General features: G+C 43.7%; 19 protein-coding genes. 10 read left to right on the top strand and 9 right to left on the bottom strand.

Annotated elements, in window-relative coordinates; all coding sequences use genetic code 11:
• Window positions 1–15: 15 nt before the first annotated feature.
• The 3 genes from GZK95_RS18370 to GZK95_RS18360 all read right to left on the bottom strand — a co-directional run bounded on the left by GZK95_RS18370 (window position 16) and on the right by GZK95_RS18360 (window position 3,885).
• A complete protein-coding gene (locus GZK95_RS18370) occupies window positions 16–207 on the bottom strand; it encodes a hypothetical protein (protein ID WP_075710774.1) in 192 nt (63 codons plus the stop codon).
• A 290-nt stretch (window positions 208–497) separates the two neighbouring features.
• Window positions 498–1,454 carry a TerC/Alx family metal homeostasis membrane protein gene (locus tag GZK95_RS18365; protein ID WP_075710772.1) on the bottom strand — a complete coding sequence of 319 codons (957 nt, stop codon included), beginning with the start codon at window positions 1,452–1,454 and terminating at the stop codon, window positions 498–500.
• Window positions 1,455–1,866: 412 nt separating this feature from the next.
• Window positions 1,867–3,885, bottom strand: coding sequence for a TonB-dependent siderophore receptor (locus GZK95_RS18360; protein ID WP_075715213.1), 2,019 nt, complete (start codon window positions 3,883–3,885; stop codon window positions 1,867–1,869).
• Window positions 3,886–4,001: 116 nt separating this feature from the next.
• Between GZK95_RS18360 and GZK95_RS18355 the strand changes: the two genes are divergently transcribed.
• The gene (locus GZK95_RS18355; RefSeq protein ID WP_075715215.1) at window positions 4,002–4,973 is read left to right on the top strand and encodes a helix-turn-helix transcriptional regulator; all 972 of its coding nucleotides are present in this window, start codon (window positions 4,002–4,004) and stop codon (window positions 4,971–4,973) included.
• Window positions 4,974–5,173: 200 nt separating this feature from the next.
• Here GZK95_RS18355 and GZK95_RS18350 read toward each other — a convergent pair whose 3' ends face one another.
• A complete protein-coding gene (locus GZK95_RS18350; protein WP_075715217.1) occupies window positions 5,174–6,907 on the bottom strand; it encodes a bifunctional metallophosphatase/5'-nucleotidase in 1,734 nt (577 codons plus the stop codon).
• 162 nt (window positions 6,908–7,069) lie between these two features.
• Here GZK95_RS18350 and GZK95_RS18345 point away from each other — a divergent pair, with 162 nt between their 5' ends.
• Window positions 7,070–8,701 (top strand): ATP-dependent endonuclease, encoded by a 1,632-nt coding sequence (locus GZK95_RS18345; protein WP_075710762.1) that lies wholly within the window; start codon window positions 7,070–7,072, stop codon window positions 8,699–8,701.
• A gap of 47 nt (window positions 8,702–8,748) precedes the next feature.
• Here GZK95_RS18345 and GZK95_RS18340 read toward each other — a convergent pair whose 3' ends face one another.
• Window positions 8,749–9,231, bottom strand: a complete 483-nt coding sequence (locus GZK95_RS18340) for a DUF1097 domain-containing protein (RefSeq protein ID WP_075715219.1) — start codon at window positions 9,229–9,231, stop codon at window positions 8,749–8,751.
• Between the two features lie 196 nt (window positions 9,232–9,427).
• The gene (locus GZK95_RS18335) at window positions 9,428–10,330 is read right to left on the bottom strand and encodes a LysR substrate-binding domain-containing protein (protein ID WP_075710758.1); all 903 of its coding nucleotides are present in this window, start codon (window positions 10,328–10,330) and stop codon (window positions 9,428–9,430) included.
• Window positions 10,331–10,566: 236 nt separating this feature from the next.
• On the opposite strand from GZK95_RS18335, the gene focA reads away from it, so the two are divergent.
• Window positions 10,567–12,009, top strand: a complete 1,443-nt coding sequence (gene focA / locus GZK95_RS18330) for a formate transporter FocA (protein ID WP_075710756.1) — start codon at window positions 10,567–10,569, stop codon at window positions 12,007–12,009.
• 80 nt (window positions 12,010–12,089) lie between these two features.
• On the opposite strand, the gene GZK95_RS18325 is transcribed toward focA, so the two are convergent.
• Window positions 12,090–12,659 (bottom strand): YceI family protein, encoded by a 570-nt coding sequence (locus GZK95_RS18325; RefSeq protein ID WP_075715221.1) that lies wholly within the window; start codon window positions 12,657–12,659, stop codon window positions 12,090–12,092.
• Window positions 12,656–13,195, bottom strand: coding sequence for a cytochrome b (locus GZK95_RS18320; protein WP_075715223.1), 540 nt, complete (start codon window positions 13,193–13,195; stop codon window positions 12,656–12,658). Before GZK95_RS18320 ends, GZK95_RS18325 begins: the two co-directional genes overlap by 4 nt.
• Before the next feature lie 353 nt (window positions 13,196–13,548).
• On the opposite strand from GZK95_RS18320, the gene GZK95_RS18315 reads away from it, so the two are divergent.
• The 7 genes from GZK95_RS18315 to GZK95_RS18285 all read left to right on the top strand — a co-directional run bounded on the left by GZK95_RS18315 (window position 13,549) and on the right by GZK95_RS18285 (window position 20,240).
• The gene (locus GZK95_RS18315; RefSeq protein ID WP_075710752.1) at window positions 13,549–14,184 is read left to right on the top strand and encodes a hypothetical protein; all 636 of its coding nucleotides are present in this window, start codon (window positions 13,549–13,551) and stop codon (window positions 14,182–14,184) included.
• A gap of 66 nt (window positions 14,185–14,250) precedes the next feature.
• Window positions 14,251–15,036: a lipase family protein gene (locus GZK95_RS18310; protein ID WP_075715224.1), complete on the top strand. Its 786-nt coding sequence runs from the start codon at window positions 14,251–14,253 to the stop codon at window positions 15,034–15,036.
• Window positions 15,037–15,241: 205 nt separating this feature from the next.
• Window positions 15,242–16,042 (top strand): EAL domain-containing protein, encoded by an 801-nt coding sequence (locus tag GZK95_RS18305; protein WP_075715225.1) that lies wholly within the window; start codon window positions 15,242–15,244, stop codon window positions 16,040–16,042.
• 198 nt (window positions 16,043–16,240) lie between these two features.
• Entirely contained in the window at window positions 16,241–17,608 is a 1,368-nt protein-coding gene (gene dcuC, locus GZK95_RS18300; RefSeq protein WP_075710746.1) for an anaerobic C4-dicarboxylate transporter DcuC, read from the top strand.
• 250 nt (window positions 17,609–17,858) lie between these two features.
• Window positions 17,859–18,593 carry a 5-oxoprolinase subunit PxpA gene (locus GZK95_RS18295; protein ID WP_075715226.1) on the top strand — a complete coding sequence of 245 codons (735 nt, stop codon included), beginning with the start codon at window positions 17,859–17,861 and terminating at the stop codon, window positions 18,591–18,593.
• A gap of 1 nt (window position 18,594) precedes the next feature.
• Window positions 18,595–19,308, top strand: a complete 714-nt coding sequence (locus GZK95_RS18290; RefSeq protein ID WP_075715227.1) for a 5-oxoprolinase subunit B family protein — start codon at window positions 18,595–18,597, stop codon at window positions 19,306–19,308.
• A complete protein-coding gene (locus tag GZK95_RS18285) occupies window positions 19,305–20,240 on the top strand; it encodes a 5-oxoprolinase subunit C family protein (protein WP_075715228.1) in 936 nt (311 codons plus the stop codon). Before GZK95_RS18290 ends, GZK95_RS18285 begins: the two co-directional genes overlap by 4 nt.
• 38 nt (window positions 20,241–20,278) lie before the next feature.
• Here GZK95_RS18285 and GZK95_RS18280 read toward each other — a convergent pair whose 3' ends face one another.
• A complete protein-coding gene (locus GZK95_RS18280; protein ID WP_075715229.1) occupies window positions 20,279–21,733 on the bottom strand; it encodes an FAD-dependent oxidoreductase in 1,455 nt (484 codons plus the stop codon).
• Between the last annotated feature and the right edge of the window lie 154 nt (window positions 21,734–21,887).

The raw sequence follows: 21,887 nt of genomic DNA, 5'->3' as shown, positions 1-21,887 counted from the left end.
CTTTCGTTTGTGCGTTTAGCGGTATAGTCCGATATCTTTTTGCATATGCCCTGACAACTCAGCCGCGTAATGAGTACGAGGTTCTGCTCGGTCAGTAAACAAGATATCTAATAAGTGAACAATTAATCCTTTAATGTTAACCGAGTAGGTTTTTCTTTCCTTAGAGATAGGTGTTAATACGGTATTAGCGTCAAGAACTTGTGCCATATGCGCCTCTCTTGTAAATCGGATAACTTTTCGACAGTTGAATGTTAGCGGCTTTTTCGTTGCTCAAATAATGACAAATCTTAGATTGTAAGATTAGTTTTTCTAATATTACATTTCGTTCACATGCGCATTTTGAGGAATATGCTTTTAGAGTGGCCTGAGGTGTTTAAATAGTCGAATTTACTGCATTAATATCAACATATAAAAAAGCCCCTCGCCCTAAGTAACAATACTTTTACAAAAGCAATCTTACTAGTACGAGGAGCTCATCACACTTTAATTATATGAGATTAAAGTGTTTCTTGTGACGCTTGAACTTGAGAACGTTGCTTCATCACAGAAGCGATAACTGCTACTGTCATTGTAATCAATAGTACCAGTAGCGATACTGCTGTTGGGATTGCCCATGCAGTGCCAACAAGTAGCATTTTGATACCGATAAAGATCATAATAAATGACAGTGCTGGTTTAAGATAAATAAACTTATCCATCATACCTTGTAGTACAAAGTACAGTGAGCGTAGACCCAGCAACGCAAATACGTTAGCTGCAAGCACTAAGAACGGTTCACGTGTCACGGCAAAGATTGCCGGAATTGAGTCTAGCGCAAACATAACGTCCATAAACGCGATCACACCGATCACTATCATCATTGGCGTTACACAGCGTTTACCATTTTCAACCACCGTTAGCGCGTTTTCGCGGTAACCGTCAGTAACGGTTGCAAACTTGCGAATGATCTTCTCTGGTAACGGGTTAACTTCTTCCTCTTCACCTTTATCACGAGCGAGTTGAATACCTGTCCAAATTAGGAATGCTGCAAATAGGTATAAGATCCAGTGATATTGAGCGAGCAATTGTGCGCCCACACCGATCATGATTGCACGTAATATCAACGCACCAATCACACCCCACAACAGAGCGCGAGGACGTAGGTGTTCGGGTACTGAGTATTGAGTAAAAATAATCGCAAAGACAAACAAGTTGTCGACACTTAGCGATTTCTCTAGCAAATAACCCGTAATAAATGACACGGTGGCTTTTTCAGCGCTGTAACTACTACCCGGTGCGTATACATCCCAGAAGAAATAAATGGATGCAGCAAAAACGAATGCCAATACAAACCAAAAGACACTCCAGATTGCAGCTTTACGAATAGTGATTTTTCCACCGCGAGTTTGCCAGATATCGAGCGCAACTAGCGTTAGAGTTAGAACGGCGAAGCCGATATATGTAGACGGGGTCATGCGTCCTCCTAAAAGTCGGAGGGATCGAGGGGTAACAACAACGATCCCTTCCGCAAACAAAAGACCTCCTTCCCTCAAGGAAAGAGAATTTGATTACGTTGGTCTCGTCGAAGCGGATAACGCTTATACTTACCGGAAAGGCTTGAAACCTAACGAGATGACGATAAGTAAACCAGAGGCGACTACTCCCCAAACGGGGCGGATTGTAAGTCTCCGGAAGCGACTTTGCAACTGCAATAATACAAATTTTAAATTAATTTATTTCGCGACAAATTATGAATGGACTATTGGTAAAACGTTGCTCGTTAACAAGTGGAGTAAAAGAAAAGTCATTTGGGTCAATCATGAGATTACTGCATGACTTCAATGCGAAAAAGGGACTTAAATCGTCCCTTTGTGAGTATCGTTAACGCTAAAATTGATAGGCGGCAGAAAGCTTATAGTTGCGACCAGGTTCATGGTCATCAAACACAATGATCCCATTACGGTTTACGATTCCCGAACGAGAGGCATGCGACGTATATTGCTCATTAAAGATATTGTCTATGCCAAAGGTAATTGTTAGACCTTCTACTGAATGAGGGATCCACTGAGCATAAAGGTTGTGAACATCGTACGCTTGCTTTGGTGGTTGGCCGTCAAAGACATTGTCTTCTTGTTTAACCCAGATGGAGCTCCAGCCAAAGATTGTATCAAGGCTGTGTGCTTGATAGTCAAAGTTAAGGGCTATGCTATCACCCATATCAATGCTTCTTCCGTTCCCTCCAGCAACAGGGTCACCGTTTTCTCGGTTTTCGGTGTCGGATTTAGAGTATGAGAGTTTACTTGCAAAACTTTCGTAGCCATAACTCACGCTGGCTTCGAAGCCTTCAATTCTAACATCCCCTAAATTGTAGAAACGATACGTACCTGTGGCACGGTTCGACTCATCGGTGATGTAGTCATCAATATCAGTTTGGAAAACCGTTAGATTCATCCCTAGCGTATGCTTATCAAATCGCTGATTAAAACGTAAACCACCTTGGCTATTTCTTCCGGTTTCCGGTTTTAAATCTGCATCGAGAAATGCCACATTTTGATAGGCGATGAACGTTTCCATCAGTTCAGGCCCTTTAAACAAGGTTCGCGTACTAGCAAATAGTGTCAGAGAATCAGTAACATCAAGCTCCCCGGCAAGTGACCAAGTTAACTCATCGTAGTTATTGGTTCCGACCACCGCTTTACGCTTATAATCATCATATCGAACACCGGCAGTAATATTAAACCAGTCAGTAAAGAGGAATTGGTTTTCAGCAAAAACATCGCTAGAGACCGTCGACTCTTCCATAAACTTACTGGTGCCGTAATAACTGCTAGTGGTTTTATCTAGGTAGTCTCCTCCATAAGTGATTTGATTACCCAAACCTGCAAGATTGTAGTCCGATTGAAATTTGATCCCCAACCCAAAGTTTTGATTTTTCGCTGAGTTTTTCGATACTCGATTTCCTGGCCATGCACCGGCCATCACACTCTCATCACGAACCACTTCGGTTTCAGTATTGTATAGAGTGATGCTTCCTTTGTGTTGTTCCCCACTCAGTTGATAACTTAGAGCAATCGTGTCGCGGTCATAGTCTGTAGGTATCAACAGGGATTTTGATAGGTCGACATTCGCTTGACCCGACATGTCAGGGCGCGGGCTGTAGTCGCCGCTGTCTCGGTATAAATCATAAGACACTTCGAATCTATGGATATCACTAAGTTGATAACCAAACTTGGTTAGTACATTATAGATATCACCTTCAGAACCAAAGGTTTTTACGCCATCCCCATCTTCAAAATCATCACGTGACACATAGTGCCCGTAAACCATGGCATCGACTTTTTCGCCTAGCAATCCATACAAGGTTAACGACCCTTGCTGAGAGTCATTTGTTGCGTATCCCCCAAACAAGCGTGCGCCAAACGTCTCATCATACCTGAGCAAGTCACGCGCATCTTTGGTTTCAAAGTACACGGAGCCGCCCAAACCACTTTGCGTTACAGAGTTATTCCCCACTTGAATATCGGCCGATTTTAAAATGTCGGGATTAAGAGTTAGGTTGCCGATGTGATGGAACATATTGGCGTGTTGGGAAGCGCCATCCAAACGAATATCAAGGTCGGTTTCACTTAAGCCGCGAATGTTAATGCGTTGGTTAATCGAGTGTGTTCCACCAACATCCACACCGGGTATGTCACGAAGTAAATCTGACAGGTGATCAGCTTGCTTAAGAGACATGTCATCAGCAAACATAGACTCAGTATTACTTGATACTTTTGTCCCCCACACAACCACTTCATCGAAGTGGGAAGTGTCACTGTCGCTTGCAAATGCAACATGGCTAGTTGCGACTGCGATCGCCAAACTAATGTTTGTTGGTGTAAAAATTAACCTCAATGGGGCTCGCATAATAAATCCCTTTAATGTAAATGATAATATTTCGCAACAATGATAAGGTCGTTATTAATAAACAAAAAGGTGATTTAGTTATGGAAGATCGTCGATGAGTTGTGAGGAAACGGCAAATGGGTGTGGATAGCTTAAAAACAGCTAAAATTGGCAAAGTCGTTCTGACTAAAAAGTTGTGTGAAGAAGAAAACGAGGTCATTGTTGCTCGCGATCGTGATGCAAAAACCAAATTGGCCGAAGGAAGATTTATATCGTGTAACTTTAATGATCAGATCGTGGTGCACGGCGGTACTTCTTATGAGCTGCGGGACAGTGATATTGTGTCAACGGCTCACCCTTCGGTTTATATTATCCTTTTGCTAAGTGGCGAACTCGAATTTAGTTACGATGGTTTGAAGTTTCACTTAGATGCACAGGAGCACCCTCAAGGGGTTGTGGTTAACCTACTGACTCCCGCCAATTTTTGTCGCGCGATTAGAGAGCACAATCAAGTCAGTAAGCTCAATATCGTCCTCAAACCCGCATGGTTCAATCAAAGACAGCAACTTAAGGAGTATCGTGATTTTTTCAATCGCGACCGTTGCTATTACAAACTCTCATTAGACAAACCGATCGCCCTTTTGCTCAAGCAAGCAATATCCATCAGTACCCCTTCAACATTTGTCGAACATATGGAATTTGAAAGCCTCACTCATCAAATTATTGCCGAGTGTTTGAAGCAGACGCCGAAACTCCCTTTGATTGCCTCCCCTTCAGAGGAATCGAACAGTGAGATACAAGTGGCGGATATCGTGAGCTACATAGAAACGCACCTCGACAGCAACCTTTCATTAGAGCAGTTGTCTCAGCAGTTTTCGATGAGTATTTCTAAGTTACAGAGGCAGTTTAAGCAAGCTTTAAACATAACGGTTAATGGCTATATTCGCTTTCGTCGTCTTGAGATTGCTTATAATCATTTGCAGCGAGGTTTAGTTTCGATTACTGAAGCAGCGTATGAAGCCGGTTATCAACATCCGGCAAACTTTACCCATGCGTTTAAACGCGAGTTTGGCATGACTCCCCATGAACTGGTAAGGCGCAGCCACTAAAATTAGAAGGAGCAGAGCACTGCTCCTCATTTCTACATGACGCCATTGGGAATGATATAAATCATTGCAACCCACACGCTAACCCAGCTAACGACCACCGCCACGTCGACCCAATCTCTACCCCACATAATGACTCCTTAATCATTTGATGAAAATGAATCATAGAAAACAGAGCAAAGTTCGTACCATCTGTTTGAAAGTTAACCTATTGTGTCGACAGATTGCGATGAAGAGTCCAAAATTGATGGATTATCAGTCAAATACTCAATAAAACAATCTGCCATTGAGAAATTAGTCACCTGACCTTCATTGTGCATATTCAAAATAGCCTCATACCCCTCTTTACCCTTCATTGTGTAAGCTGATGATGTGCCTCTATAGAGTTGCTCTGGCTGTACTAATTGCCACTGATCGTTAAGCTTGATCTCTAATTGGCTAATACGTTCACCCAGTTTTGCATGCGTATCATAGCTAAAGCGAAGATTTGCGGTATAAGGATAAGAGCCTGAGCCCGTGCCGTCGACGCCGTTATTGGTTGCATTGTTAATGGCGCCTTCGAGGATTCTGGAAATGAACTTACCTTTAATCTCATAGGTGCCGATTGGTACCAAAAACGGCAAGACTTTTCCGGCGATATCGGCAACGGAGATTGAACCCGGATTAATAGAGTTTCTCACACCACCAGCATTGTGGATGGCAAAGTCAACCAAGTAGCCTTGCTTGCGCATCGTATGCATAAAGGACTGGGCGACTAAAGGTGCAATCTCACTGCCTCCTTTTTCGTCAGGAAGCCGAACGTGGCGCAGCTTACGGCTAGTCTGCGCAATATAAGTCTGTTGTAACTCCAAGACTCGTGCCTGATAGCGCTCTTTAAGCAGCAGTTTTATCGTCGGATCTTTCCGGCAAACCACGACATTGGGATGGTGATCGATCAAGTCACGTAAGACAGGATACGAACGCGCTTGCCAAGATTCGCTGCGGCTTGTATCGACAAACAGTCTACGCCCAACCAGCAGCTCGTTCTTACCGTTGAAAGAGTTCACTCGGCCATTTGAGTCGAACTCGATATCACAATGCCCGAGGGCGATTGAATGGAAGCCAGCTTGTACTATGTAGGTATTATTGACTCTCATACCATATGGGTCCGCAGCGCCTAAACCAAGTTGAGTGAAATCGCCTTGTAATACATGGCTATGTCCGCCAACTATCAAAGAGATTCCTGCAACATGATTCGGTAAGTCAAGATCGGCTTCATACCCCATATGGCTAAGCAATATGATCTTATTGATCCCAGCTTTATGGATTTGCTTTACGGTATTTTCCGCAGTTTTTATCGCGTCAACAAACGGCGTGTCGATATCAGGGTTAGAGATGTCTGCCATCTTATCTAACGCTAGCGAGAAGATAGCCACCGGTTCTTGATCGACATGTTTGACAATCCATTGGGCTGCCTGCGTCGACGGTTTATAGCTGTATACGTTCGGGTTACCGCTGAGCAACAATGGTTTGCTATGAAGCTCGTTTGAAAGATCCCAGTTACCTGCTAGCAATGGGAAATCGATGCGCTGGGCAAATTCAGCAACAGGTAAGTTCCCCATATCTAGCTCATGGTTACCCACCGCCATTGCATCTAAACCAAGTTGGTTAAGCAGTGTTGAGTTCGCCTCGCCTTTAAACAGCGAGAAGTAAAGCGTGCCCTGAAAACAATCACCCGCATGAAGAAATAAGAATCCTTGATTATCTTGCTGAGCTTGTTGTTTTAACGCTTCGACACGGGTTTTAATTCGAGCGAAACCGCCAGTGCTAACGAAGGGGCTAGCTTGCGCCTCATCTATATTTATATTGAGTTGAAGAGACGTGGGGTCAAAATAGGAATGTGTATCATTGATGTGAGCCACTTTAAGTTTGATGGCTCTGTTTTTAATCTTAGTCATATCTCATCTCACTTTACAGCGCCATGCTAACGTATTCTGTATGACATGTAGATGACTTTTTAAGGTTTTCTTTGTGACACTGGAGTTATGTGACCTAAGCGTCTGCTTATATTGAATTTTTCTTTTATTCTTTAAGAAAACAACATTAAGAGGGTCAAGCCTATGCTGCTAGAGCGTATTGAAATCGCTGGGTTTAGAGGAATTAAGCGCCTTTCGATCTCTTTTGAGCAACTTACGGCACTCATTGGTGAGAATACTTGGGGTAAATCCACACTACTCGATGCATTGTCTGTCTCACTACCTCCTGAAGGAGAGCCTTATCAATTTAAAATGACAGACTTTCACGTTGACTATTCTGTCTCCCACCCTCAGACACAAGACCTTCAAATTGTCATTAGCTTATTGGCTAACGATATCAAGGAAGTCAATTCACGTCGCTACCGCCGAATCAAGCCTGTTTGGGTGACTGACGAACAAGGTCAACATCGCATTTACTATCGGATTAGTGCCAGCCGTGACGGATATGACATAGAAACACACTATGATTTCTTAAACAGAGATGGCGATCCTATAGCGTTGCATCATAGCGAAAAAATCGCTCAAGAGCTGATGACTCTACACCCTGTAATACGCCTCAAAGATTCTCGACGTTTCGAACGTAGTAAAGAATCCAACGGCAGTTTTAACGAGCGCGTTGAGAAACGGATTAATAACACCTGCCGTCGTTTGATGGCGATTCCAGGTCACGTCAATAAAGGTGAAATGCGCAGCAGTTTGAAATCTATGGGGATGTTGGTTGAGCACTACTTTTCTTTTAAGTCGAATGCGCGCATCGAACACAAACAACCCCGAGATGGAATTTTCTACGCACGAAAATCGGATTCAATTTCTCTTAATGAGTATGTTGAGCAATCAAACAACAAACAGACACGTCTGCTTCTATTGGGGTTACTCAACGCGTATTTGGAGGCGAAAGGCCCGAACCGTTTCCGCAAAGGTGCAAGACCGATCTTAATCATTGAAGACCCGGAAGGCCGATTACACCCTACCCAACTCGCCCGTGCATGGGGTTTGTTGCAGATGCTACCCATGCAAAAAATCCTCACCACCAATAGTGGTGATCTTTTAGCTCAGTTGCCTATTTACTGCATACGCCGATTAGTCCGTCAATCTGACAAGACGATTTGTACTAGTCTTTCCACACAAGGTTTATCTAAAGATGAGCTTCGTCGGGTGGGATTTCATCTGCGTTTTCACCGCTCAAGTGCTTTGTTTGCACGCTGCTGGCTACTTGTTGAAGGGGAAACTGAGGTTTGGTTGTTTAACGAGTTAGCGAATCAATGTGGCTACAACTTAGCTGCCGAAGGCGTTCAAATTATCGAGTTCGCCCAATCAGGGTTAAAGTCGCTGCTTAAGGTGGCAAAAGCATTTGGTATTGATTGGCATGTCGTTACCGATGGTGACCCTGCTGGCAAAAAGTATGCAGCAACGGTCAGAGCGCGATTGGGGCATGACCAAGAACGGCATCGTTTAACCGAATTACCGGACAAAGACATAGAACACTATCTCTATAACAATGGCTTTGAACCGTTTTTTAGAGATATGGTAAAGATACCATTAGACCACCCTATCCCTGCTAAAAAAGTGGTAAATAAGGTGCTTAAGAAATTTGCTAAACCTGATCTTGCCCTTGCCATCGTTTCGCACTGTGAGGACAAGGGAACAGAATGCATTCCCTTGTTACTTCGTTGGACACTAAAACGTGTTGTGACAATGGCAAATGGCAACACCTAACCTTGATTCAAACTCTTTTATTAGGGTAATAATTAAAATTTACCCTTTTATTTAGTTTGCATTACTCCGCTCTCTGATAGTTGGTTGCACTTACTGTGCAGCCACATACCGCTAGTTTTCATTGCATAACCAAACAGTCCACCAACAATCAAAGATGGCACGACAAGTTGCCAATCGCCGTTGGCAGCAAAAGTTGCGCATGAACCAATGAATGTCCCAGGAATGTATGCCAACCAAGACTGTTTGGCTTGTATGCACATAAATAGCGTCACTACGCCGGTTAAGACATAAGTGAGAATTTCAGTAGAGATAAACTCGCCACCCTTGATGATCATCATCGCCCAGAAAACGCCACTTAGATTCGTGATAAGGCTTATCAGTAATCCTTTGATACCGTCTTTTGGCGCGCCAAAGAAGCTGGTGCAACCAAGAAATCCGGCCCAAGCAAGTAGACCTAAGCTGACAGCAACCCAACCCCATAAGCCGGATAAAATTGCGGTAGTAATAGAAATTGCCACTAGTGTGCTCATAAATAGGATCTCAAGCTTTGATTGGGTTCGGCGACACTATAGTGGCTAGCGGCCGACTTTTCACAACTGAGATCACATATTTACTGAATTGACATTGTTCACTTGCATCAAATTGCGTGAGCAAACGATACAACAACAGAATTAGTAAAAGCCTAAATCATCAGACTTAGGCTTTCAAACGACGGGATGGGCGGAGTTAGAAGACAGATTTTCCTTTCATCATGCGTAACCCCTCTCGCTTGATACATTCAACCAACGGATTTTCAATCATGTCCGCACGCCAAACAAACGACAGCGTTCTTTCCATACTCAACTCTGGAACATTAAGCGCAACCAGTAAGCCTGTTTCAATAAAGCGTTCGACATCCAAGTAAGGCAAACACGTTAAATATTGCCCATTGGCAACCATACTGCGGAGAACAGGAACGTGCTCATATTCACGCCATACATCTAAATCTTCAATAAGATGATGGATTGAGCTATCAAAGACCATACGAGTACCCGAGCCATGCTCTCTTAGCACCCAACGAGCTTGTTCTAGCTGAGACAAACTAACACGATCAGATTTTGCGAATGGATGGTGTGCCGAGGCAACAACCGTTAAATGATCACGACACCAAATTTCTTGATGAAGACGATTATCGTCACAGCGTCCTTCAATAATACCGATATCGTACTTGTAATCGATTAAACCCTGCAGAACGTTATCGGTACTCTGCACACTGAGTTTGATGCGTAACTCAGGAAAGTCGTTATCAATTCGACTCATAAGGTCGGGGATCAAGTGTTCTGCTGGTGTTTGACTGGCACCAACATTAAGTTCACCGCTTAATAAATGTTGCTCGATAAAGCCCATTTCAATTTGCTGTGCATCTTGTAAAAGCCGTTTTGCTTTGGGCCTAAGCCAGTTCCCCCAGTGAGTGAGGGCCATTTGCTTACCTTGCCTTTCAAATAAAGGTCGACCAAGCATTTTTTCTAATTGCGCTAACGACATGCTTGTCGCGGATTGGGTCAATGCAAGTTTATCAGCAGCCAGACTCACGCTCCCCGTGTCTGCTACTGCATCAAAGACTGCCAACTGTTTCAGTGAATAACGCATAACACTCCTTATCGTTATAACGTTAATGGTTGTTGGTTTGGGTTTGTAGTGATGTAGAAACTACAAGTTGCATATTTTACGCGTTATTTTTTCCTTATCAAATTTTCTGATGAGTTTTGTAAACATTATCAATTTTACCTCTACAGATTTCGAGCTTAGTCTGAAATGGCGATGCAGCAATTGGCACGCAAAATCACTAAGGAGGTAACTTATGAAAATCATAACTAGGAGCGCGTATGTCATCTAACCACGCGAACGACCAATGTTTCTCTCCAGTAGAAATGATGGCTGAAGCAGAAAAGTTTGCTTTGAGTAAAGCCAAAAAAAATACTGGGATGACATTGAGCTTGGCCATCATGGCAGGTGCATTTATCGGACTGGCATTTCTTTTCTATATCACGGTCACTACCGGTGCTACTCAGTCCGGTTGGGGATTAAGCCGCTTAGCCGGTGGTCTGGCTTTCAGCATGGGTCTTATCCTAATTGTGATATGTGGAGGGGAGCTTTTTACCAGTTCAGTTCTATCGAGTATTTCATGGGCAAACAGTCAAATTAGTTTTGGCAAAATGCTCTCAATCTGGGGAAAAGTTTACATCGGTAACTTTATTGGCGCGATGTTGTTATTGGCAATCGTCACCGCAGCTGGCTTGTATCAATTAGATCATGGTCAATGGGGACTGAATGCTCTCAATATTGCTCAGCATAAGTTACACCACACAATGGTGCAGGCGTTTGCTCTTGGCATTCTATGTAACTTATTGGTGTGTTTAGCGATATGGCTGACATTCAGTAGCGCAAATGCCATGACTAAAGCAGCAATGACCATCATGCCTGTCGCTATGTTTGTCTCTAGTGGTTTTGAGCACTGTGTCGCGAACATGTTTATGGTGCCACTAGGTATTGTGATTCAAAACTTTGCTCCTGAATCGTTTTGGGCAACAACTGGCGCAACTGCCGCTCAGTATGCAGATCTAAATATTACGCAGTTCATTACTGCAAACCTAATCCCGGTAACGCTAGGCAATATTGTTGGTGGTGCTGTGCTTGTCGGGCTGGCGAACTGGTGTATCTATCGCCGACCTCAACTTAAAGCAGCCAACATTTCAACAATTACAACTACCGCGAATATTGCGTCAGTTAAGGAGAACACTATGAACAGCAACATCATCGTAAAAAACATTATGAACACTCAACCTGTAACGCTAAGTGCAGATATGACAACGCCTAAAGCGATTGATCATCTCATCTCTCACCATGAAGTGAGTGCACCCGTAACAGACGTTCAAGGTCGATTGGTCGGTTTCTTTTCTGCACACGATGTGATGGTTGATCTTTGGTGCCAAGATTACATTCCAACTCAAGGTCAAAAAGTGGTTGATTTGATGGAGCGTGATGTAATTGCAATTGATGCAAATGACCGTTTGGTCGATGTCGCGGAGTATCTATGTATCGATAAAGAGCAACTTTACCCAACGACATCAATGGGCATAGCGACGCGTTTCTCAACCCTTTCTTTGGAAGAACGTGCCAAGAGTATGAAAGTGAGTAAGCCTCATGTACTACCAGTGCTTGAGAACGGTCAAATGGTTGGTGTTATCAATCGACTTGATATCTTAGATGCACTACGTGCCGTCTATGGAAAACCTGAATTAGTTGAAGAAACTGCACAACTAGCATAATTAAAAAAGCACTAACAATGTGTTGGCTATAAGACCAAGCGCCTCAACTGAGGCGCTTTTTTCGTCATTGAATTGTGAGGCTATTTCTTGATTCCTTCCACATGGAGTTCCATATCGACATAACTGGAATCGCCCATTACTGGAATATTGAAATCTGCTAACTCTAGACGTGTTGTACCAATAAAGCCGGCACGCTCACCTCCCCAAGGGTCTTGACCTTGACCAATAACCTGCGCATTGATCGTGATAGGCTTAGTGACGCCGTGTAAGTTAAGATCACCAATTAAATCGAACTTGCCCTCACCTTTATCGACCACTTGGTTACTACTAAATGTCGCAGTGGAGTACTTTCCTGCATCAATAAAGTCACCACTACGAATGTGTTTGTCACGTTCTGCATGGTTTGAGTCTAAGCTGGTTGTATCTACATTCACGGTTATCGTCGATGCAGTAATGTTTTCAGGGTCATAAGAAAATTCACCATCAAAAGTATTGAAGCGACCTTTAATAAAGCTATAACCCAAATGGCTCACTTTAAAGTTAATTGAAGCATGAGCGCCTTTAGTATCAATCACGTAATCCGCTGCGCTTGCCACCATTGGAGATAACATCGCCAAGGTTAGTCCTGTTGCAAGTAACGTTTTTTTCATTTTGAAGCTCCTATCATTTTGCGTAGCGTATTGTCTTTATCGATAATGTGATGTTTCACTGCGGCAAGTGCATGCACCCCAGCGAGAATAATTAATGCCCAAGCGGCGTAAAAATGAACCTCACCAGAAATGTCGGCCTGTCCCTCGAACAGTGCCCCCATCCCGGGAACAGAAAACCAATTGAAAACGTCGATTGAACGCCCATCCTCTGTCGAAATCAGATAGCCAGACGCAAACAAAGTGAACAAAAGCAAATACATCAGACGATGAACAAGCTTTGCACCGACGATTTCCCATGCTTTTCCTTCAATCCTTGGTGACACTGTCACTATTTTCCATAGCAAACGAAATAGAGTGATACTCGCGAGTAAAATGCCAATGGACTTATGCCAATGCGGCGCGGTGCGATACCACTCACTGTAATATGAGAGGTCTACCATCCACAGCCCTACTGCAAACATAGCGACAATCACGATAGCTGATAGCCAATGTAAACCTCTTGCTACTACGTTGTAGTTGTTAACTGCCTGTTTCATTGCCTCTCCGTCTTTAATTGGTTGCTTTAGCTTTACAAGTGATACCCAAGTCACCTCAATCTCGAAGTCACTCTGTTATAACACAATTATTCACCAGTTTGCGTTTCGTTAACATCTTTGACATTTGATGAACTTATTCAATTTTTTTGAAGAGGTGATTAAGAAAGATTTAAGCCCGCTATTTGGCGCTTTAAACGCCAGTGGCTAGACCATCCAAACAGCAAGGATGTGATGTAAATTCAATCTTAGAGATAAATCTGCTTTAACAAGATATTTCGCGCGAATTTGTGCAACGACTTTAACAAACCGCATGGTAACCTCTGTCGTTCACTGACTAACTAAGGAGAGACGGCTTGTTACTGGATGTACTCATTCAAAGCGTTAACGAGTTTCAGGCTGATTGCATGGCTTTGTGTGAAAAGCACTACCCGACCATTCATAACCGTGGCATGAGTGAACATCACTTGGCTATGGCGTTTTCTCGACGTTTGGCCCGCACTCTTACAGAGTTTGGACATGATTGCCGTTATTCCCCACTGGAAACTTATCCGTTTACCGAACAAGCAAGCCACTTTAGAGTTTCATCTGACGCAGGAACAGTTTGGATTCTTACGGCGCACCTACTGAGTGCTGGTAGTACTTGTCGCAATAAACTCTTTAAGACAGTCGAAAATTGGCAAGCTGAATACGCATATGCGATTCAACCGAATGATCTACTGCTACTACTGTCCGACCATTGGATAACAAGAAGCAAGCAGAGCCGCGAATTGATTCATTGGTGGACAGGCGATCTACCTGACGATGTTGAAACCTATCGCTCTCAAGGTGTGAACTTGTATACGAGTGACTCGCAGTTATCGTTGTCACTTGAACAGAAGTTTTCCATAACGCCTTATTACACTAAAGTGACGCACCCTTTGAAACGAGCGTCGGACCAGCAATTGGTGCGCAAATATGTTCAGCTGTATTCGGTGGTCCAGCTCAGTTGACTTGTCATCTTTTTTTCACTCTTGCTGGGTATACTGGTATCAAGATAGTCTGACCGACAAACTTGGGTGAAAAAACTTAAACGCTATCAATATGAACGCTACGCCGTTTTATGCAGTTTGGCTTACCAACGGGTATTCAAGCAAACTCGCTATGGCTTTGCACCCAATGGACAAAGGGTCATTGCCAATCGCTTTGGCAAACCTATGATTAGAGTGCTTTGGGGACGCGAAAGTAATGAAGTGATTGTGGTGATTAAAGGCTCGCACAATTTGCCCGATTGGTTGCTCAATTTAATGCTTTTTAAGGTGAAGGTAAGCAAGCGCCTTAATTACCGAATCCATGCTGGCTATGCGAGACAAATTTATCAAGAGAGCAGCCCTTGGTATAATCACGATCAACTTGGCATGAGCGTTTATCAACGCCTCCTTAACGTTTTAACACCTCTCGCGCAATCTGGAAAAAGATTCACCTTTACTGGTCACTCTTCGGGCGGAGCTATCGCGTGCGTACTCGCCGATGTTATCGAAACAAGGTATCCAAAATCGGTAAAAAGAGTAGTGACATTCGGTCAACCGGCGGTTGGTGGTGTCGACTTTAAGCGCCAATTTAAGCTTAAACACCGTACCTATCGAATCTGCTGCGACTTAGATATTGTCACTTACCTTCCCCCTATCCCTTTATATTATCAACATGTTGGCAAAATGCTGTGGTTATACAACGGTCGTATTTATGAGAACACACCAACCGTAATAAGATTGCTGAGATCATTGGCCTCATGGTTGTTACGTCCGTTTTCTTATCATCTGATGTCAAAGTACATACGAAACAAAGACTTCTTTGATGAACGCTAAGTGGTCAATCAATTGCTGACAAAAATGATTTCTGCGTCGTCTATAAGCGCTTGCTTTCATTTACTCAAAACGAAGGTAAATTAAGCAAATTTGATGTTTTTTATTAACTTTATTCGTTGACAAAAAAATGTACTAACTAATATCATGCCTCATGCAACAAAGAGCTTAAACACCTAAGCTAATACTGATTATAGGCTGTCGTACTATGCTGTTATCTACAAAAAATCAGTTCCAACAACTCATTACAACTAATGAGGATTTTGTATTTACTGGTAGTTATAAAGATTTAACACTTAAGAGTGTTTATCAGCCTATATTTGATGCTGACGATCAAGCAGTCGGCATTGAGGCATTAGTACGAATCAACCATGCTTCTGATGGAATCATTCGTCCCGATCAGTTTTTCAACTCGCCAGATTTCTCATTAGAAGACAAGATTAATGTAGAACGTCTTTCGCGCGTTATTCATATCCGCAACTTCGCCCATTCTCAGTACAGTCAACTTAATCTTTTTCTTAACGTACTGCCCTCGGCTGGCGAGTTTTTTGCTCTGGAAGACATTCGTACTAGTCTGCTTTGTAAACGATTGTTTTCTTTAGGTCTTGTACCAAAGCAACTCATTATGGAAGTGGTTGAACACGATACTCGTGACGAAGAGTGTTTAAAACACGCAATGGCGAAGCTTTCAAAGTGTGGGTTTCAAATCGCGATTGATGATTTTGGTATTCAAGCCTCAAACCATGAGCGTGTCGAGCGCATCAAACCGGACATTATTAAAATCGACCGATCATTGATGCTTTCTTACATGCAAGACGACAAATTGCCGCTTTTGAAAGGTTTGGAGCTAGCAAAGCGCATAAACGCCAAAGTTGTGGTTGAAGGGATAGAAACAGCTCAGCAGCTTCAAGCAATGAAACAACTCGAGATCGATTACTACCAAGGTTATTTCCTTGCTATGCCACAACCGATACATCTAGTTAACATTGAATCAAATAATGCTATCTAACTAGCAATATGCCCTCAATATCATCTAATTTGGGTTTCAACCACCTTACAAAACGCTATTTATTTAAAATAAATCAATTTATTGTCTTAGATCATAATGAGTACATTTATTACTCGTGCTACAAGACATTTTTCGGTAGATTCGGTGTCACATTTTGACACAGCTTGTCATATTTTTAATTATCTACTGAGGTTATTTATGCTGGAGCTTCTAATTGGATTAGTGGTCACCATTGCAGTGGGCTATTTTATTGTCAAGGGATACAAACCTGCCGGCGTTCTTCTTTCTTCCGGTATTTTGCTACTTTTAATTACTGGTCTTCTTGGCCATTCAGTATTACCAAGTAAAATTGCTTCAACAGGCAATATGGTGACTGATGCGCTTGAGTACGTGAAATTCATGCTGCAAAACCGCGGCGGCGGTTTAGGTATGCAAATCATGCTTCTGTGCGGTTTTGCGTCTTATATGACTCATATTGGTGCAAACAATGTGGTGGTAAAACAGTTTTCGAAACCACTTTCTGTGATTAAATCGCCATACGCACTTTTGGTTGCTGCTTATGTGGTAGCGTGCCTGATGTCCTTAGCCGTTAGCTCGGCGACAGGCCTTGGTGTTCTATTGATGGCAACACTGTTCCCTATGATGACAGCAATGGGGATTTCTCGCCCTGCTGCTGTGGCAGTGTGTGCATCACCAGCAGCCATTATTCTTTCACCAACATCAGGTGACGTAGTAATCGCAGCTGAGAAGTCAGGTATGGCGCTAGATGTGTTTGCCGTGCAAACCGTTCTGCCTGTTTCAATTGCCGCAATCATTGTAATGTCGATTGCAGCCTACTTTTGGAACAAGTACCTAGATAAAAAAGAAAACACTCCAATGGAGCGTGTGGACGTTTCTGAAATTGAAGTAAAAGCTCCGGCTTACTACTCAGTATTGCCTTTCCTACCGATCATTGGTGTTTTCCTATTTAACGGTCGCACAATTCCAGGCCTTGAACTTGATATCTACACGATTGTTGTTCTGTCTATTTTTGTTGGTGCCCTGGTTGATTACGCTTCTAAACGTTTTGATGGTCAAGCTACGCTGCATGATCTGGAATCTTGCTACGACGGTATGGCAGACGCATTTAAAGGCGTAGTAATGCTATTAGTGGCGGCGGGTGTATTCGCTCAAGGTCTAATGTCTATCGGCGCAATTGATAACCTACTGCACTTAGCTGAAACCGCGGGTGCGGGCGGTATTGCTCTAATGTTGATCTTAACCGGTTTAACGGTTGCGGCTGCTGTTGCAACAGGTTCAGGTAACGCACCATTCTACGCTTTCGTTGAACTTGCTCCTGCTCTTGCTGCTAAGATGGGACTGAGCCCTGCGTTCCTAATTATCCCGATGCTTCAAGCGTCAAACTTGGGTCGTACTATATCTCCTGTTTCTGGCGTTGTTGTTGCAACATCGGGTATGGGTAAGATCAGCCCATTTGAGGTGGTTAAACGTACTTCAGTGCCGGTTCTAGGCGGTCTAATCACCGTCATCATCGGTACCTTGGTGCTTGTACCTATGTACGCGTAATTCCCCTTTTATTCCCAAGGGCGCTTAATCAGCGCCCTTTTTTGATCTCTAAAGATAACCAACTGTAGTTAAACCCATTTTAATAAGCTGGTAGCAAGTTCACAGACCAAGAGCAGACGTTTACTGTAGTCTTAAGTTCAGAATTAAAAACGCCAATCTCCCCACTCATGCGCGTCCACTGTCTACACTTTTTTGTAGTGGCTCGTCGGTGTTTTTATGCGCACAAATGGAATAGAACAAGGACTTATCAATGAGTAAATCAGTCATCACTTTGAACTGTGATATGGGCGAAAGTTATGGCCCTTGGGTGATGGGGAATGACACACAAGTGATGCCTTTAATTGATATGGCGAACATTGCGTGCGGCTTTCATGCTTCTGACCCTAAAACTATGGCTGAAACAGTCAAGCTCGCCATTCAACATGATGTCAATATCGGCGCACACCCAAGCTATCCGGACTTGTTAGGCTTTGGACGTCGCACTATTGTAATGAACAGCGAAGAGCTGACTTATAGTTTGATTTACCAAATTGGTGCCTTGAAAGCCATTTGCGATAGTTTCAATACCGAGTTGAGTTACGTCAAGCCCCACGGTGCTCTGTATAACGATATGCTCAACGACCTTTCTATTTTTGAATCCGTGGTCGATGCGGTTTCCTGTTTTTCGATTCCGTTAATGATGCTGGCTCACCCTGAGTCACAACCGTTTCTTGACATAGCGGATCGATATGAAGTGCCCTTGTTGTTTGAAGCATTTGCCGACCGCGCTTATTTGAGTAATGGTCAGCTTGCTCCGAGAAATCGCGAAGGTGCCGTTCTGATCGACGCAGAGTCAGTGATTAACCAAGTTGAGCAGTTGATTCAATATGGCAAAGTAATGACTCTAGAAGGTGATGTGATCGAGATCGACGCCGACACCATCTGCGTCCATGGTGATAATCCACAAGCCGTTACTATTTTGCACCAATTACGCACAAGGATATGATGTGAACGCACTAAAACAAGTCAACATTGAACCCGTTGCGGAGTGCGCATTGTTGGTGACCTTCGAAACCAATCAGCCGCAGCAATTACCTTTTCTTATCGGCTCGCTGACAGCAGAGTTTTACCACCGATGGCACCATGTCATCATGAACATTACTCCCGCCAGTCAGTCAATTTTGGTGGATTACCTCCCCCACCGAATCAGTTTCGAGCAGTTGAGTTCATACCTTCGCAATTGCATTGAAGAACATGCGCAAGTCACTTTAAACACCTCGACAGCGCCAGCGATTAAACTACCGGTCTATTACGCTCTGGAAGTCGGGCCTGATATTCATCGTTATCAGCAGAATCATATCGAGCTTGATGAGCTTATAGAACTCCATACTCAATTGGAGTATACCGTCGAAGCGATTGGTTTTGCCCCGGGCTTTGCCTTTATGAGCGATGTTCATAGCAAGTTGCGCTTACCGCGCCTCACTACTCCACGCCTTATGGTACCCAAAGGTAGTGTCGCTATCGCTGAATCGCGAACCGCAGTCTACCCAAGTGATTCTCCTGGGGGATGGAACATTATTGGCAACTGCCCTATCAATCTTTATCAACCAGAACATAATCCAATCACGCCTTTACAAGTTGGTAGTCGGGTTCAATTTTATGCTGTTGATCGAAACGAGTTTGTTCAGTTAGGTGGAAAGCTTTCGAGGGGATTTGAATGAGTAAAGCAGAGCTTAAAGTGCTGAAGCCGGGGCCGTTAAGCCTAATTCAAGATTTGGGTCGTTTTGGTCATGCTCATACTGGTATCACACAAGGAGGTCCACTTGATGAGTATGCCTACAGTTGGGCTAACTATTTACTTGGCAACAAAGTTAATTTGCCTTGTATCGAGATTACCCTAGGGCAGACACAATTTGAAGTGGGTGCCAAAAGCGCGTTTTCCATATGTGGAGCAAACCTGAATGCTACGCTAGATGATATCCCTATTACCAACTGGTCCTCGTTTATCGCCAAACAAGGACAGGTGATCCGCTTTTCACTCGCCAAAAATGGCCTACGGGCATATTTAGGTGTGCTGGGTGGATTTGATGTGCCGTTAGCTCATGGCAGTTGTTCGACTGTTCAGAGAGATCAACTGGGTGGACTTGTTGGTGGGAATGCCCTTAAACAAGGTGATCGTATTCGTTACCACTCACTACTCGCCAATCAATACTTTGAAAAAAAACAACTCAGTTTTCGATATCAACCTGATTATGATTTGCCGATTACGTTACGAGTCGTAGAGGGCTACCAAAAAAACGTGCTACCAAAGCACGTCGTCGAATGGTTTTATCATACGGAATTTGAAGTCAGTAAAAACATCGACCGAATGGGCTATCGGTTACAAGGCTCGTCGATTGATATGCCGACAATAGAAATGCGCAGTGAAGGTATTGCGTTGGGTGCCATTCAGTTGCCACCAGATGGGCAACCCATTGTCTTACTCAACGATAGGCAGACAATTGGAGGCTACCCCAAAATCGGCTGTGTTTCACGTATCGACCTACCACGTCTGGCGCAGGCAAAACCCGGTCAGAAAGTACGCTTTGTCAAAGGGCATTTAGATGAACTGCAGTCGGATTGGGTAATGTGGGCAAACTACTTTGGTTACTGACAAAAAGAGGTAAGCCAGTCAAATGACTGGCTTGTCCTTTATTGACCGTAAACTTCTGCCAACTCTTGTGGATATCCACGACTAATAGCAAGCTGTTTGGCTTTTTCCTCAACGGCATCGGCGTTGAGTGTGGTCGCATTGGGGTGCAACTCTTCAATGGTGAGCGCGGTTTGACTTGCTGGGGCAAGCTGCCAGCAGGCTACGATTTTGCGAATAGCTTCCAGCGCAGATGACCCTTTAACAACTTCGATACGTGCATAATGCTTTTGCGAGAAAGAGACATCTGCTGCACGTAGTGTCTCATCGTCCCCTGGTATCTGTTGCGCGCCAAATAATGGCAGTCCATGTTCCATCGCACTGGCATAGCTTGGTACAAATCGACTCATATGTTGAATGGCTTTGATGCTTCGCTCGACGCGAGTTTGCTCACTCCATCCTTGTTCAATTTTGTTGTTTAAACGCAACGGCAGCTTAGGTTGTGATGAACGCTCACAGTTACTCACCAATCCATCATCAAACAAGGTGATCTCTTTCGTCATTCCATGCAGTTGAAATACGGAGTTGGCGTATGGCGTTAACTGAGCCATGCCGTTTTCAGTGCCTCTTGGACCGTGAAAAATCACTTCAGGCCACAACTGATTATTTTGCTGCCACTTAGTCACATATGCCGCTTTAAACTCGACCATACGCTGGCGAGGTGCTTGTGCGAGGTCGTCAATTTCACCAGTCTCAAAGCCACAGGCATTGATCACATAGTCGTAGCTTTGCTGCTCGATCTGTTTGAAACCATCACGTATCGATTCCAATGATAATTGCCATTGTTGGTTATGCCAGTGCATATCCACTAAACGTGTGTCTGTTTTTAGTTCGCAATGCGCAGACTGCTCCAAGACCAACATGGCAGAAGCTGCAATACGGAACACACTCCAACCATACTCGTTTACCCCAACGACTGGATATTTAATGTTATCTAGGTCGGCGTGCTGCGCGAATGGAATTAGCCAGTCATCGTAACTACTTGGGTGTTCAGGTTGCTTAAGCTGCTTAAGCTGCTCTAACTGCTCACGATAGTAGAGAGTAAAGTAATCTTCTGGATTGCCCAACACGGCATTACTTGGGTCTTCATCAACCAACTGTTTGTACACCGCGCGAATTTGCTCTAAGCGAGGCAATAATTGCTGAGGATCACCACCATCACTAAAAGGAACCACAATCAGCGTTGGCCTGCGGTTGACTGTATGTGGATAAAGTCGAACAGAATCTATCGACTGCTTCAGAAGATCGACACACTGCTCAACAGAGATCTCGCGATACAGGTTGCCACCAGCATGCAGATGGCAGATCGGTGGCCCACTGACGAGGCTCGGTTTTTTTTCAATTAAATCGACGTTTACGCCAAGTTCAGCGAGGTGCAGTGCGGCAGTAGCGCCGGCTACACCGCCACCGATCACGGCGACTTTAGGATTCGAAACTGGATCAATATCTTGGGTCATTGGTCTTTGTTATTCATTAATTCTGACGACATTTTAATGCGTTTAGTTTGTTAATAAAATCACATTTTTTTCGTGCCAATTCAGGCTTATTTTCATCATAAAAAAAACGAAAAAAAGCTTGACGTATTTTCATTGGATTTGCGAAAGACGCTTT

It is taken from the genome of Vibrio panuliri (assembly GCF_009938205.1).
Taxonomy (GTDB): Bacteria; Pseudomonadota; Gammaproteobacteria; order Enterobacterales; family Vibrionaceae; genus Vibrio; species Vibrio panuliri.
Note: the sequence above shows the minus strand (reverse complement) of the source record. Positions and strands in the feature narration are given on the sequence as shown.

Bases quoted from the DNA above. Each gene is read 5' to 3' on its own strand.
- GZK95_RS18370 (WP_075710774.1), bottom strand. From the start codon at position 207: ATGGCACAAGTTCTTGACGCTAATACCGTATTAACACCTATCTCTAAG.
- GZK95_RS18365 (WP_075710772.1), bottom strand. From the start codon at position 1,454: ATGACCCCGTCTACATATATCGGCTTCGCCGTTCTAACTCTAACGCTA.
- GZK95_RS18360 (WP_075715213.1), bottom strand. From the start codon at position 3,885: ATGCGAGCCCCATTGAGGTTAATTTTTACACCAACAAACATTAGTTTG.
- GZK95_RS18355 (WP_075715215.1), top strand. From the start codon at position 4,002: ATGGGTGTGGATAGCTTAAAAACAGCTAAAATTGGCAAAGTCGTTCTG.
- GZK95_RS18350 (WP_075715217.1), bottom strand. From the start codon at position 6,907: ATGACTAAGATTAAAAACAGAGCCATCAAACTTAAAGTGGCTCACATC.
- GZK95_RS18345 (WP_075710762.1), top strand. From the start codon at position 7,070: ATGCTGCTAGAGCGTATTGAAATCGCTGGGTTTAGAGGAATTAAGCGC.
- GZK95_RS18340 (WP_075715219.1), bottom strand. From the start codon at position 9,231: ATGAGCACACTAGTGGCAATTTCTATTACTACCGCAATTTTATCCGGC.
- GZK95_RS18335 (WP_075710758.1), bottom strand. From the start codon at position 10,330: ATGCGTTATTCACTGAAACAGTTGGCAGTCTTTGATGCAGTAGCAGAC.
- focA (WP_075710756.1), top strand. From the start codon at position 10,567: ATGTCATCTAACCACGCGAACGACCAATGTTTCTCTCCAGTAGAAATG.
- GZK95_RS18325 (WP_075715221.1), bottom strand. From the start codon at position 12,659: ATGAAAAAAACGTTACTTGCAACAGGACTAACCTTGGCGATGTTATCT.
- GZK95_RS18320 (WP_075715223.1), bottom strand. From the start codon at position 13,195: ATGAAACAGGCAGTTAACAACTACAACGTAGTAGCAAGAGGTTTACAT.
- GZK95_RS18305 (WP_075715225.1), top strand. From the start codon at position 15,242: ATGCTGTTATCTACAAAAAATCAGTTCCAACAACTCATTACAACTAAT.
- dcuC (WP_075710746.1), top strand. From the start codon at position 16,241: ATGCTGGAGCTTCTAATTGGATTAGTGGTCACCATTGCAGTGGGCTAT.
- GZK95_RS18295 (WP_075715226.1), top strand. From the start codon at position 17,859: ATGAGTAAATCAGTCATCACTTTGAACTGTGATATGGGCGAAAGTTAT.
- GZK95_RS18285 (WP_075715228.1), top strand. From the start codon at position 19,305: ATGAGTAAAGCAGAGCTTAAAGTGCTGAAGCCGGGGCCGTTAAGCCTA.
- GZK95_RS18280 (WP_075715229.1), bottom strand. From the start codon at position 21,733: ATGACCCAAGATATTGATCCAGTTTCGAATCCTAAAGTCGCCGTGATC.